Below are 12,825 nucleotides of genomic sequence, written 5' to 3' on the forward strand. Positions count from 1 at the left end.
AACCTGATGCTACTCATGCCGCCGCCGCACGCCCGTCATCACTGCTGACCTCGAACTGCCCGACCAGCTTCTGCAGCTTGCTGGCATTGACCTTCACCGTCTCGGCACTGCTTTGCAACACCACCGCCGTCTGGCGCATCTCGCCGGAGGACTGGTTGACCTGCTCGATGGTCTTGCCGTATTCCACGCTGCGCCGGTTGAGCTGTTGGATGATCGCGAACATTGCCTCGACCGCCTGATGCAGCTGCACGTTCTCCGACGAGGCATCCTCAGCCAGGCGCAGGCTGTTATCGACATCCTCCACGCCGGCCTCCATGAAGCTTACGGCCTGCTGCGTTTCGCCTTGCAGGCCTTCGACCATGTGCCGGATGTCATCGGCGGCACGCGAGGTGCGCGCCGCCAGGCTGCGCACCTCGTCGGCCACCACCGCGAAACCACGGCCATGCTCGCCGGCACGCGCCGCCTCGATGGCGGCATTCAGGGCCAGCAGGTTGGTCTGGTTGGTGATGTCGCTGATCAGCCCGGTGATGTTGCCGATCTGGCCCATGCGGTTGTCGAGCAACTGCACGCTGGACGACGAGCGCGCCACCACGTCGCGAATCGACTGGGTACCCGCCTGCACCGCCAGGAACTGCTCGCGGGCGCGGCTGACCACCTCGTCCATAGCCTGCTTCATCTGTTCGGCGCTGACCGCAGCCTGCTGCAGTTCGCCCAACTGTTCCTCCATGATGATCATCATCTGATGCACCGCGTCGGCCACGTCGGCGGACGTCACGCTCGCCTCCTGGCTGCGGCCCAGCATCATCTGGTTGGTCGCACCCACCGTGCGGCTGGCCTTGACCACCTGCCCCACCACCGCATCCAGGCGGTCGATGAAACTGTTGATCCAGCGCGCCATGTCACCGCTCTCGTCATTGCCCATGGCACTGGTGTCCAGGCGCTGACGCAGGTTGCCTTCGCCCTCGGCGATGGTGCGCAGCACGCCGCTCATGCCGTTCAGGCGTGCGGCCAGCCGCTTGGGCCCGAGCACGCTGAACAGCAATGTGGCGGCGAGCATGCCGAGCGCTTCGAGGGTATCGGTCAACCCCTGTGGCAAACCGGCGTAGTGCTGCACCAGGTAGTTGCAGCCGAACAGCCCGGCCATGGTTGCCACGTAGGGCTTCATCAGCCCGTAGCTGAGCGAGCGGCGGCGGTAGACTTCTTCCAGGTCGGCTTCGCACATCATCCCCCAGCGGTCTGGCGAGCCGGGCATCTGGAACGTGACGCCCTTGCCGACCACCGGCACATGGCGATAGTCCGAGTAGCCTGGGTAGGTCACGAACAGGTTGGCGCCGTTACGGATGGTTTCCCGCACACCGGGGTGCAGCTCGCGCGTGGACGGGTCGGTGAAGCGCAGTTCCAGCTCGGTGTGGCGCTGGATCTGCACCGTGCTCCAGGGCGTGTGCACGCCGCTCTTGAGGTTCTCGCCATGGGTGAAGGTGCCGTCCTCGAAACGCGAACGGGACAAGGCAGTGCCTGGCTGTATGCTTTGGTCGAAGCGCGATTGCGCCATGAACAGGTAGTTGTCGCCGGACTCGGCAAAGATATGCCCGGCCTCACGCTGGATCAGGTCGCCCAACACATCGTTAGGCACCCGCCCGCACAGGCAGCCGACGGTTTTGCCATCGCGCTTGAGCGGCTGGTAGAACATCAGCGTCACCTCATCGTGGAAACGCGACGATGACGGGCCGATCTGCAGCGTCTGCGGGTCGCTGTAGGGTCCGTGCAAGAACGGCGCCTTCAGGCCCAGGGCCAATGCCTGCATCTGGTCGATTCGCGAATTGCCGCGCTTGGCCCAGGTAGAGACGATCACGTTACCAGCGGTGTCGATCACGCACAGCTCGGAAAAGTCTTCCGCCTGTACCAGCTTGTCGAGCAAAAGCGACCGGTCGGCCTCGCTGCAGCCTGATGCCATGTGCTGCGCAAGTTCCGCCAGATGCTCCCACTGCTGCCGGGCCCAGTTGTGCAGCAATTGCACGCGGGTCTGGGCGATGGCTTCGAAGGTCTGTTCGATCACCGGGTAGTGCGCGCGATTGAGGCGGCAGGCCCAGCCCATGCTGAACTTGCCGGTTTTGCCGAACCAGGGCAGCCAACCCTTCTCGCTCGATGACAACTGCATGGAACTGCTAGAAAGCGACATTGTTTTCACCATACGCGACATCGGATGGCAAAATGACAGCAAGTTGCACGCCAACTCGTATGCAAGCTAACTATTCGCGCTTTCCAGGTTTCGACGCTCCCCGCAAACGCACCAGCAGGGTGCGCCTGTTCATGCACGCCCCATCACAGGGCGACTGCTCCTTCGCCGCCAAACCAGGCGGCCGAAGGTGATCGACCAGTTGGCCAGGGCAATCACCAGCAGAAGCTGCAATAGCGCCGGCATGCCTGCCTGGACGATGACCTTGCCGGCCAGGAATGGAAAACCGAACACGCCAACGAAATAGGCCAGGCTGAACAGGACCAGCGACTGCGCTGTGTGCCCGCTCGGTGCTTCGTTGGCCGCCAGGCCATTGATCACCGAATAGGTCAGGCCATAGCCGACGCCCAGTACCACTGCCGCCAGCAAATAGGCCGCCGCACTGTCGACGCCGTACATGAACATCAGCACCGACAGCACCATCAACGCCGTCAGCAGGCAGGCCATGCGGTATGGGTCGCGCTTGACGATGAAACCGGCAATGAGCAGCCGGCAGGAAATCGCAGCCGACATGAAACCGAGGAAGAACAGCGAGTAGTCCAGGTGCCTGGCGCTGGCGTACGAGGTCTGGAAGCTCGACAGCCCACCGAAGATCGCGCCACCCAGGCCAACCATGAGGATGGCAAAGGCCGCCTTGGAAGACAGCACCGCACGCGTGGCTGCCGGGGTGATCTTGCACACCGCGACGGCGCCGGTTTTCAGCTGCTGCATGCGCGGCCCCATCAGCAGGAACATCACGCCACCCAGCAGGCTCGCCCCGGCTGCGGCGACGAAGGCCGCCTCCACCGGGTAACCCAGCACCTGCGCCGCACGCCCCAGCAGCGGACCGGTGCCGATACCGGTCATCATGCTGCCCGAGAGCAAGGCAAAGTATCTGACCCGCCGTGCCGGCTCGATGAGCATCGCCACGATGATCGGCCCCAGCGTGTAGAACAGGCCCCAGCCGAAGCCCAGCAGCAGGCCACACAACAGGATGGCTATGCCGAACCCGGGGGCGGCGGCAAAGCCCAGGCAGGCCGCGGCAAGAAACACCGCGCCACCGGCCACGGCCTTGGGTGCACCAATCAGGTCGGTCAGGTGGCCGGAGAAGATCACGGCCAGGAAGGTGCTGAGCATGGCGACGGAGATCACCGAGCCAGCATCGGCTTCGCTGGCACCGTGTGCGCGCAGCGTCATTGCCAGCAGGAAGGTGCTGCCGTAAGACAGCGAAAGCAGGTAACTGCTCAGGCAGAAGGTGGCGAATAGTCCATTGGCAGGCGGGTGACTGGCGGACATCAGGTATTCCGTTTGTTTTTGTCGAGTGTCCGGTTTTTATCACGGGGTGATCGGCATTTGGATATGAAAGCAGCGGAGTGAAGCGTTGCAGACTCATACCTATTAAGCTCAGGCGAACTTCCGGAGGCTTCAACTTGAACCCAGACCTTACTCTTCGCAGGGCAGAACGTGCTGACATCGAGGCGATCATGGAGCTGGTCCAGGTGGCCTATGCCCGGGTGTTCATGCGCAAGGCCTTGTGAAACCTGGGCCGGCCTCTTCGCGGGTACTGCACAAGCCACAAGGCATAGGCGATCCTGTGGGAGCGGGTTTATCCGCGAAGAGGCCGGATGAGGCAATTGATCACCTGCGCCTGAGCACCGGCAACCGCACCAGCGACCACCCCGCCTCGGACTCGGCCAACGCCAGGCGAATGCCATCACGCGGCAAGGTGTTCAACAAAGCCTGGGCCAGGTCACCGACCATCCAGTTCGCCGTGTTCGAAGCAATCACTCGCCCGTCCGCCGAGATCAGCACCGCCTCATGCTCAAGACGCATCAAGCTGCGCACCAACAGGCGCTCGACGTTGTGCAGCGACAGGTCCAGCCCGGCCACGCCGATAAAGCGGCCGTGCACTTCGATCGGCATGGTGAAGGTGAGCACGTACATGTTGGTGCCGTACAGGTCCACGTACGGCCCTTCGACCACACTCTTGCCAGTCTTCATCGGCCGGCTGTACCAGGGCATCTCGGTGTAGTCGTAGTAGTTCTCGCGGCGCCGGTCGAAGTTCGGCCGCAGCGGCAGGGTCTTGCCGCCGTCGGCCAGGTACCACCATTCCAGGTGCATCTCGCGGTCGGCCAGGCCGTTGGGCTCGACGATGATGCCACCGCCACAGCCAAAGGCACCGGTGGTGAGCAATTGCTGGTCGATGGCCGGGCGCAGGGTCGCGAGGTCCTTGGCGCAAGGCTGGCGGCCCTCGGCCAGCACTCGCTCCCATAGCGCTCGGGTTTCTTCCACCAGCTGGCGAACCTGGCCGAAGATGGTCCCCAGGGTGTGGTCCAGCTGCTGGGCACAGGCTGACAGCGGGTCGTTGTCGCTCAGGGCAAACATGGCATTACCTCACGCAGGTACAGCTTTGTTGTTATGGACGGCTCAGTCCTGCCCGTCGGCCAGCAGTTCCAGACGCAGGCTGATCAGGCGCTTGATGCCACGGCTGACATGGGCTTCGGCCAAGGCGCCAGCCAGCACCGCGTCACCGGCGACCAGCGCTTCGAGAATGGCCCGGTGCTCGTGTTCGACCACCGTCACGTCACCGCCGCCAGCGGCCTCCATCCACAGCAGTTCACCAACTTCCGACTGCAGGCGCATTTCAGCGCTGGTCAGGCGTAGCGACTGGGCAGCGGCGGCCACTTCGATATGAAAACGTGCATCGGCGCGGTGCCGGGCCAGACGCGAACCGGCCTGGCTGAGGGTTTCGATATGCTGGGCGATACGTGCCTGCTGCTCTGGCGAGCTGCGCTTGGCGGCCAGGCGCGCTGCCGTGCCGGAAATGGCCGTTTGTTCATCACCGAGGTCGCGCAGATCGGGGCCGCTCATGTCACGCAGGCGTTGCAACAGCAGCGCTTCGGGCAACTCCACCGGGGCGCAGACAAAGCTGCCGCCATTGCGCCCGCGGCGGGTCTCGATCAAGCCGCGTTGGCGCAGCACCACCAGTGCTTCACGCAAGGTCACCGTGGCGACGCCCAACTGCAGGGCCAGTTCCGATTCACTGGGCAGTTGCTGCCCCTCGGCGAACATCCCCAGCTCGATCGCCTCCACCAGGCGGCGCGCCACTTCATCGGTTCGCCCTTCCTGGCGCAACCGGATGAAGGCGGTGTTACGAGCACTATTCAGGGCAGTCATTGCCTCTCCCTATCGAGCATTGCCAGGCCTGGCGCGGGCCTCGGCTAAAAGGTTCAGTTTCGCATCTTATAGCGAACGGGGCAGCGCCCGGTACCGATTGACGGGCCATTCTACCGCCTGGAAGTCGATTTTCGCAGTGGTTGGCAAACTAAAAATATTAAGATATGGTTTCATAGGTTTAGATTTCTACCAATAAGACCGACCAAGGAATCCGCCATGCAAACCAAACTCCTGATCAACGGCCAGTTGGTCGACGGGCAAGGTAGTCCGTACGCCGTGTACAACCCGTCCGAAGGCACAGTGCTGGTGACTATCGCCGAAGCCAGCGCTGCCCAGGTGGATGCTGCGGTGCAGGCCGCCGACCGGGCCTTCGTCGGCTGGTCGCAGACCGCACCCAAGGATCGCGCCCAGTTGCTGCTCAAGCTGGCTGATCGCATCGAAGCCGAAGCCGCCCGCCTCGCCCGCCTGGAGTCGCAGAACTGCGGCAAGCCTTACCAGGCCGCACTGAACGACGAAATCCCGGCCATCGCCGACGTGTTCCGCTTCTTTGCCGGCGCCAGCCGCTGCCTGTCTGGCTCGGCCGGCGGCGAGTACCTGCCGGGGCACACCTCGATGATTCGCCGTGACCCGCTCGGCGTAATCGCCTCCATCGCGCCATGGAACTACCCACTGATGATGGTCGCCTGGAAGCTCGCCCCCGCGCTGGCCGCCGGCAACTGCGTGGTGCTCAAGCCCTCCGAGCAAACCCCGCTGACCGCCCTGGCGCTGGGAGAGATCATGGCCGAGCTGTTCCCTGCCGGTGTGGTCAACATCTTGTTCGGCCGTGGCCCGAGCGTTGGCGAACCGCTGGTCAACCACCCCAAGGTGCGCTTGGTGTCGCTGACCGGATCCGTGGCCACCGGTGCACGGATCATCGCCAGCACCGCCAGCAGCGTGAAACGCACCCACATGGAGCTGGGCGGCAAGGCGCCGGTACTGATCTTCGACGACGCCGACATCGATGCCGCCGTCGAAGGCATCCGTGCGTTCGGTTTCTACAACGCCGGCCAGGACTGCACCGCGGCCTGCCGCCTGTATGTGCAGCAAGGCGTCTACGAGCAGTTCGTGAGCAAGCTGGGCGAAGCCGTGGCCAGCCTGCGCATGGGCCTGCAGGACGACCCTGAAACCGAGCTCGGACCGCTGATAACCCGCGAGCACCTGGAGCGCGTCGAAGGTTTCGTCGAGCGCGCCAAGGCCCAGCCGCACATCCGCCTGATCACTGGCGGCCATCGGGGTGCGGGCGACGGCTTCTTCTTCGCGCCGACCGTACTGGCCGATGCCCGCCAGGACGACGAGATCGTCCAGCGCGAAGTATTCGGTCCGGTGGTCAGCATCACCCCGTTTACCGACGAAGCCCAAGCCCTGGCCTTCGCCAACGATTCCGACTACGGCCTCGCCTCTTCGGTATGGACCCGCGACGTCGGCCGCGCCAACCGCCTGGCTGCACGCCTGCAATATGGCTGCACCTGGGTCAACACGCACTTCATGCTGGTCAGCGAGATGCCCCACGGCGGCATGAAACAGTCCGGCTACGGCAAGGACATGTCGATGTACGGCCTGGAGGACTACACCTGCGTGCGCCACGTGATGTTCAAGCACTGATTGTCGACTTTGGTCATAAAACATATAAAACCATAGGCAATATGGCATGGGTTCTGCTTCCACCCATGCCCGAGCCTGAAAACAGCCGCCAACTTTACCTTCCGGCACAGGCCGGGGGTTCGGGCTTACGAGGTGTGTCACCATGCTTATCACCGGCATCAAAAGCCGCCCGGTCTACGACCAGCTGCGGCCCATGTCAGGCGGCCTGCGCCACCTGATCGCGGGCCAGGGCAGCGGCGGCGCGGCTATGCTGCGCCTGATCGCGGACATGTCCCCCGCGCAGCGTGCCCACAGCACCCTGCTCTACTCCACCGAGTCATTCTCCGGCCACGATCACCTGCAGGCGCTGCAAGCCGCAGAAGCGGCCGGGCTGGACGTGTTCCCCAGCAACCAGGCGCTGATCGCCGCCCTGCGCGAACGCCTGGGCCAGGCCCACATGGGTACGCGCCTGTACCTCAGCGGCTCGGAAAGCTTCATCGGCACCGCCATGCAAGCCGCCAACGCGGTTGACCTGAACCGGGACGAAGTCCTGCGCGAACACAGCGGCACCCTGGTCCGCCGTGTGTGGTGCGCGCACTGCGACACCTACACCGAGAACGTCACCCAGCGCGTGTTCAGCTGCCCTGGTTGCCAGCTCGACCTGGTGGTACGCGACCACTATTCCCGCCGCCTGGCCGCCTTCCAGGGCATCAAGGCCGATGGCGAAGTCCCGGGCGAACTGCCAGCAGCCGAGGAGCTCGACACATGAATACCCACAACGGCACCCTCAGCGTGCGCGTCGCCCGCATCGAAGCACTCACCCCGGAGATCACCCGCTTCACTCTGGTCGACCCGGCCGGCAAGCACTTGCCGGCGTTTTCCGGCGGCAGCCACGTGGTGGTGGTGCTCGAAGACGGCGACAAGACCCACCGCAACGCCTACTCGCTGATGAGCTCGCCCTACGACTCCAGCGCCTACCAGATTGCCGTGCGCCGGGTCAGCGATGGCCGGGGCGGCTCGCGCTACCTGCATGACCGGGTCGCTGAAGGCGACCTGCTGCAGATCCTGCAGCCCGCCAACCTGTTCCCGCTGGCCAAGCACGCCCGCCAGCACGTGTTTATTGCCGGCGGCGTGGGCATCACCCCGGTCTACTCGCAACTGGAAGAACTGCAACTCAAGCAGGCCACCTTCGAGTTGCACCTGGCCGTGCGCGGCCCCGAGCACACCGCCCTGGGCCTGGAGCTGCAGGCACGCTACGGCGAGCGCGTGCATCTGTATGTGCAAGGCGTCGATGCGCGCATGGACATCCGCCACATCCTCGCTGATCGCCCGCTGGGCAGCCACGTGTATGTCTGCGGCCCGGACAGCATGATCGACGACACCCTCGACAATGCCCGCGCACTGGGCTGGACCGACAGCCACATTCACTACGAGCGCTTCGTCGAACAAGGCTCCAGCGGCCAGCCGTTCAGCGTCACCCTGGCACGCCAGGGGGTGACCATCGAAGTGCCAGCCGAACAGTCACTGCTCGAGGCCGCCGAACAGGCCGGCTACAAGGTGCCCTACCTGTGCCGCGGCGGTGCCTGCGGCTACTGCGAGACCGAAGTACTGGACATCGATGGCGAACTCGACCATCGCGATGACTGGCTCAGCGAGGAAGACAAGCTGAGCAAACGCAAATTCATGCCCTGCGTATCCCGCGCCAACTGCAGCCGCCTGGTCGTAGACCTCTGAAACAGGAAAACAACAACATGACCGTATTCAAGCCGATCGAATCCTACGCCGACGCAGGCCAGGGCCACACCTACAAGAACAGCCGCGAAGCCGTGCTGCGCCTGCCCTTCCCGTACCCGGAAGACCAGTACATGTACTCGATGAACGTCGAGCCGCACGTGCCGTTCGGCACCGGCGCGCTGCGCGGGCAGTTCGACATCGACGAGCACTACATCTCCGAGTGCCACCACCGTGCGCACACCCTCGACAGTCAGCCGGGCGTGCACTACGCCGCCCTGCCGCACATGATGGAAGCCCAGTGGGACCTGCTGGAGCTGCTGATGGAGTCGTACTCGCGCGACTACCCCGAACACTTCACCCTGGAGAAGAAAGGCAGCCAGTGGCACTGGATCAACCGCCCGCTGCAGATCGACCAGACCTTCACCTTCGGCGATGCCAGCACCTTGCCGATGGAGCCGATGGAATACATCACCCGCCAGGCCCAGGGCGAGTTCATTCTTCTCGAAGAGCGTGACGACACCCTGGTGATGGGCGCCGGCATGGCGACCCAGCGCGCCGACTACTCGCTGCGCTTCAACCTCGGCATGAGCTTCATGGAGTTCCACGGCCCGGTGCCCAAGCTGCATGAAATGGGCATCCTGCAGCGCGCGCTGAAGTTCCTCCTGCGCCTGCGCCCAGGCCACCCGGTGCGCCGCACCAACTGGTCGATCACTGTCGACCCGCGCCTGGAAACCTCCGCCGAAACTCTGCCCGACTGGGCCCCGGACCGCACCACCGTGACCGCCGAAAACGCCGGTGAACGGGTCAACCTGCGCATCGAGCTGCAGCCCCTGCACCGCCTGCCACGCAGCAACGCCGTGCTGTTCCCGGTGCGGACCTACCTGGTCAGCCTGCAGGAACTGGCCGAGTTCGCGCCGCAGTGGGCCAAGCGCATGCATCGGGTGATCCGCGACCTGGACCAGGAACTGGTCGACTACAAGGGCTTCACCCGCTACCGCGATGCCATGGTCAGCTGGCTGTCGCAGTACGACGACGGCACCCCTGTCGACGAAAGCCAGCAGTAACCCGTACCCTGCGCGCGCCTAAACCTGCGCGCGTCTACCCAATGCCGTGCCTGCCATTCAGGGGTTACCCCAATGAAAACAATAAAACACTGCTTGCCCGAGAGCTGGAGCCTGGTGTTCTCCGCCGCCGCGTCTGCCTACGGCGTCGGCCTGCTCGGGCTGTGGGCTTTGCCGTTCCTGATCAGCGCCATCATTCACGATCTGCAACTCAACGAAGCCCAGGCCGGGCTGCTGATGTCGGCCGAGTTCGGCTTCACCATGCTCGCCTCGCTGCTGGTCGCCCCGTTCATGGGCCGCGCACCGCGGCGCACCCTGGCGCTGGCCGGTACCCTGCTGGCGATTGTCGCCAACCTGATCAGCGCCAATGTCGACAGCCTCTATGCACTCGCGGCAGTACGCTGTATTGCGGGTATCGGCGCCGGCCTGGCACTGGCCTGTGGCAACGCCGCCGTGTCCAGCGCCAAGCACCCGGACCGGGTCGCCGGGCACATGAACGTGCTGTCGGTGGTGCTGATGATCGTGGTGATGCTGGGTTACGCCAAGGTCATGGCTGCCCAAGGCCTGCACGGCCTGTACTACGCGATGGCGGCGACCATGGCGGTGATGCTGCTGGCCATCCCGGCGATGGTCCAGCGCGCACCGCTTGCCGAACCTTCAATCCAGGCGCCTGCCGGCCAGCCAGGGGCAGGCAATATCCTGCTGAGCCTGCCGGCGATCTGCATGATGCTGGCGATGTTCGTGTTCCAGGCCCGCGACACCATGGGCTGGGCCTTCGTCGAACGAATCGGCACCATGGTCGGCTACAGCGGCGATGAACTGGGCGTGCTGTTGTCGTTCCAGTCGTTCGTCGGCCTGATCGGGCCGCTGATCGCAGCCATGGTCGGCAAGCGCTTCGGCATGAGCACGCCAGTGATCCTGGCGATTCTGCTGACCGGCGCAACCAGCCTCAGCTATGTGCTGGGCGAGCACTCCAAGACCCTGTACACCGCCGGGGTGATGACCATCTGCATCACCTACTTCTACGCCCTCAGCTACCTCACCGGGCTGGCTGCAGCGCTGGACCGCGAGGGCCGCGTGGTGGCTGCCGCCGGTAGCTTCCTCAGCCTCGGGCTGGCGGTGGGCCCGGCGATTTCCGGCGGGTTGATTTCGCTCGGTGGCTTCAGCCTGGCGGCCTGGGGTATCGGCGTGACGGTGGTGCTGACCTTGCTGCTGGTGGCGGTGCCGCTGGCCAGTATTCGGCGGGAGCCTGCCATTGGGGCCGTTGCTGTGGGGGTTTGATGATTTGAGCGTCGGCTCTTAGGTGTTCGCCGTTGGGGGCGTGGCCGAAGCGCTCTCGCTACGCGCCCACATCAATGAACGGCTCGACGCCGAGCGCAACCTGACCGATGCCACCCAGATCGGCTAGGGATAAGACAATTTTCACATCCACTTCACTATTGGGCCACAAAGCCGAGGATAAGGTGCAGCCAGCCTTGTCCTCGGAGTGGCAGCATGCTGGAAAATGTTATTGCGACGCACCCGCGTCTTGCGCGCCAGAAACGCCGTAAACAGCCTGTTGTCTGGCTGCTGGCGTTGATGCTGGCCTTCACGGCGTTCGGCCTCTGGCACGTGATGCGTACGCATGTCACCAACCTGGGCAGCTCACAATTGATGAGCGACCAGGGCGTCTACAGCGCCTGGAACAGCGGCAAGGTGATTGTTCTGATCCGCCATGCCGAACGCTGCGACCGCTCCAACCATGCCTGCCTTGGCGACCCTGCCGGCATCACCGTGGACGGCAGCCAGGCCGCAGCCGCCGTTGGCGACGGCATCCGCCGCCTGGGCCTGGCCAATGCCGATATCCTCAGCAGCCCGGAAGTCCGCACCCAGCAGACGGCCTCGTTCGTCTTCGGCAAGGCCATCGAAACCCAGGACTGGCTGGCGCGCTGTGACAGCACCTTTGCCAACGCCGCCCTGGCGCACAAGCGCGAGGGCCACAACCTGGTGCTGGTCACCCACAGCGGCTGCATCGACCACCTCGAACGCCAGCTGCACGTAGCTGGCGGCGAACGGGTTGCCGGCTATGCCAGTGCACTGTTCGTCAGCAAAGACAGCAACGGCAATGCACACTTGCTCGGGCAACTCAACGCCAACCAATGGCAGACACTCAACAGCAGCACAGGGAAGTAAGCATGCCCGTTTCTTCACGCACCACGTTCTACGTCAACAACTTGCTATTGCCGCTGTTGCTCGCCGCGATCACGTTCCTGCTGTTCGACCTCACCACGCTGGACCGCTGGATCAGTAACCTGCTGCTCGACCCGGTCAGTGGGCAATTCCCGCTGCTGCATGACCAGCTGTTCGAAAAAGTGACCCACAAATGGCCGCGCATCCTGCCGAACTGGACCGGCGAGGCGGCGATCATCGGCGCGCTGCTGTCGTTCATCTGGCCCCGTCTGGCCAACCACCCCGACGCGCTGATCACCCGCGGTCTGAATGCCGCCAGGATCAGCCCGGTACTGCGCTTTACCAGCCGTCATCGCCGCGACTTCCTGTTCGTGGTGGTGGCATTTGCCCTGAGCACCACGGTCATTCATTACCTGAAAAGCCACACCAGCGTGTATTGCCCGGTGGAGACCACCCTCTATGGCGGCCCCGAGGCGCACATGGAGTGGTACGAGAATTTCCGCTGGTTCGGCAAGGCGGGTGAAGGTCGTTGCTGGCCGGGCGGCCACGCCTCCAGCGGTTTCACCCTGCTGGCGCTGTACTTCGTGGCACTGCGTTACCGCTGGCAGCATGCGCGCAAGCTGCTGGTGGCCATCCTGCTGATCGGCTTCGTCTATGGCACCACCCGCGTGCTGCAAGGCTGGCACTACATGTCCCATACTTTCTGGGCCGGGATTTTCGTGTGGTTGACCACCTGGGCCACTGCGCTGGGCTTCTACGGACGCGAGGCGCTTCAGGCTCCCGCCCGGGCCCCTTCGGACAAGAGGTCGGCGAACGCCTATGCTTGAGCAGTCCCACTGCTCAGGAACA

At 64.2% G+C, this 12,825-nt stretch carries 11 protein-coding genes; 7 read left to right on the forward strand and 4 right to left on the reverse strand.

The annotated features are described in order from the left end of the window. Positions 1-13 precede the first annotated feature (13 nt). The 4 genes from ACOKS3_RS16155 to ACOKS3_RS16170 all read right to left on the reverse strand — a co-directional run bounded on the left by ACOKS3_RS16155 (position 14) and on the right by ACOKS3_RS16170 (position 5,392). Positions 14-2,179 carry a methyl-accepting chemotaxis protein gene (locus ACOKS3_RS16155; RefSeq protein ID WP_103447587.1) on the reverse strand — a complete coding sequence of 722 codons (2,166 nt, stop codon included), beginning with the start codon at positions 2,177-2,179 and terminating at the stop codon, positions 14-16. A 129-nt stretch (positions 2,180-2,308) separates the two neighbouring features. After that, the gene (locus tag ACOKS3_RS16160) at positions 2,309-3,511 is read right to left on the reverse strand and encodes an MFS transporter (RefSeq protein WP_103447588.1); all 1,203 of its coding nucleotides are present in this window, start codon (positions 3,509-3,511) and stop codon (positions 2,309-2,311) included. 342 nt (positions 3,512-3,853) lie between these two features. Next, positions 3,854-4,600 carry a PDC sensor domain-containing protein gene (locus ACOKS3_RS16165; protein WP_103447589.1) on the reverse strand — a complete coding sequence of 249 codons (747 nt, stop codon included), beginning with the start codon at positions 4,598-4,600 and terminating at the stop codon, positions 3,854-3,856. A gap of 42 nt (positions 4,601-4,642) precedes the next feature. Then, positions 4,643-5,392, reverse strand: a complete 750-nt coding sequence (locus tag ACOKS3_RS16170) for a FadR/GntR family transcriptional regulator (RefSeq protein WP_103447590.1) — start codon at positions 5,390-5,392, stop codon at positions 4,643-4,645. Between the two features lie 216 nt (positions 5,393-5,608). Between ACOKS3_RS16170 and ACOKS3_RS16175 the strand changes: the two genes are divergently transcribed. The 7 genes from ACOKS3_RS16175 (at position 5,609) to ACOKS3_RS16205 (ending at position 12,803) form a co-directional block, all read left to right on the forward strand. Continuing rightward, a complete protein-coding gene (locus tag ACOKS3_RS16175) occupies positions 5,609-7,033 on the forward strand; it encodes a gamma-aminobutyraldehyde dehydrogenase (RefSeq protein ID WP_103447591.1) in 1,425 nt (474 codons plus the stop codon). Between the two features lie 142 nt (positions 7,034-7,175). Beyond that, a complete protein-coding gene (locus ACOKS3_RS16180) occupies positions 7,176-7,781 on the forward strand; it encodes a dimethylamine monooxygenase subunit DmmA family protein (RefSeq protein ID WP_103447592.1) in 606 nt (201 codons plus the stop codon). Further along, entirely contained in the window at positions 7,778-8,746 is a 969-nt protein-coding gene (locus ACOKS3_RS16185) for a PDR/VanB family oxidoreductase (protein WP_103447593.1), read from the forward strand. The genes ACOKS3_RS16180 and ACOKS3_RS16185 overlap by 4 nt, the downstream gene beginning before the upstream one ends. A 17-nt stretch (positions 8,747-8,763) precedes the next feature. Beyond that, on the forward strand, positions 8,764-9,810 hold the full coding sequence (locus tag ACOKS3_RS16190) for a heme-dependent oxidative N-demethylase family protein (RefSeq protein ID WP_103447594.1): 1,047 nt from the start codon (positions 8,764-8,766) through the stop codon (positions 9,808-9,810). 72 nt (positions 9,811-9,882) lie between these two features. Next, positions 9,883-11,088 carry an MFS transporter gene (locus ACOKS3_RS16195; RefSeq protein ID WP_103447595.1) on the forward strand — a complete coding sequence of 402 codons (1,206 nt, stop codon included), beginning with the start codon at positions 9,883-9,885 and terminating at the stop codon, positions 11,086-11,088. A gap of 213 nt (positions 11,089-11,301) precedes the next feature. Further along, the gene (pmrG, locus tag ACOKS3_RS16200; RefSeq protein ID WP_103447596.1) at positions 11,302-11,979 is read left to right on the forward strand and encodes a lipopolysaccharide core heptose(II)-phosphate phosphatase PmrG; all 678 of its coding nucleotides are present in this window, start codon (positions 11,302-11,304) and stop codon (positions 11,977-11,979) included. Positions 11,980-11,981: 2 nt separating this feature from the next. Then, the gene (locus ACOKS3_RS16205; RefSeq protein WP_422763649.1) at positions 11,982-12,803 is read left to right on the forward strand and encodes a phosphatase PAP2 family protein; all 822 of its coding nucleotides are present in this window, start codon (positions 11,982-11,984) and stop codon (positions 12,801-12,803) included. Positions 12,804-12,825: the final 22 nt, after the last annotated feature.

Origin of the sequence: Pseudomonas sp. HS6-2 (assembly GCF_049325675.2) — a bacterium.
GTDB classification, from domain to species: domain Bacteria; phylum Pseudomonadota; class Gammaproteobacteria; order Pseudomonadales; family Pseudomonadaceae; genus Aquipseudomonas; species Aquipseudomonas putida_N.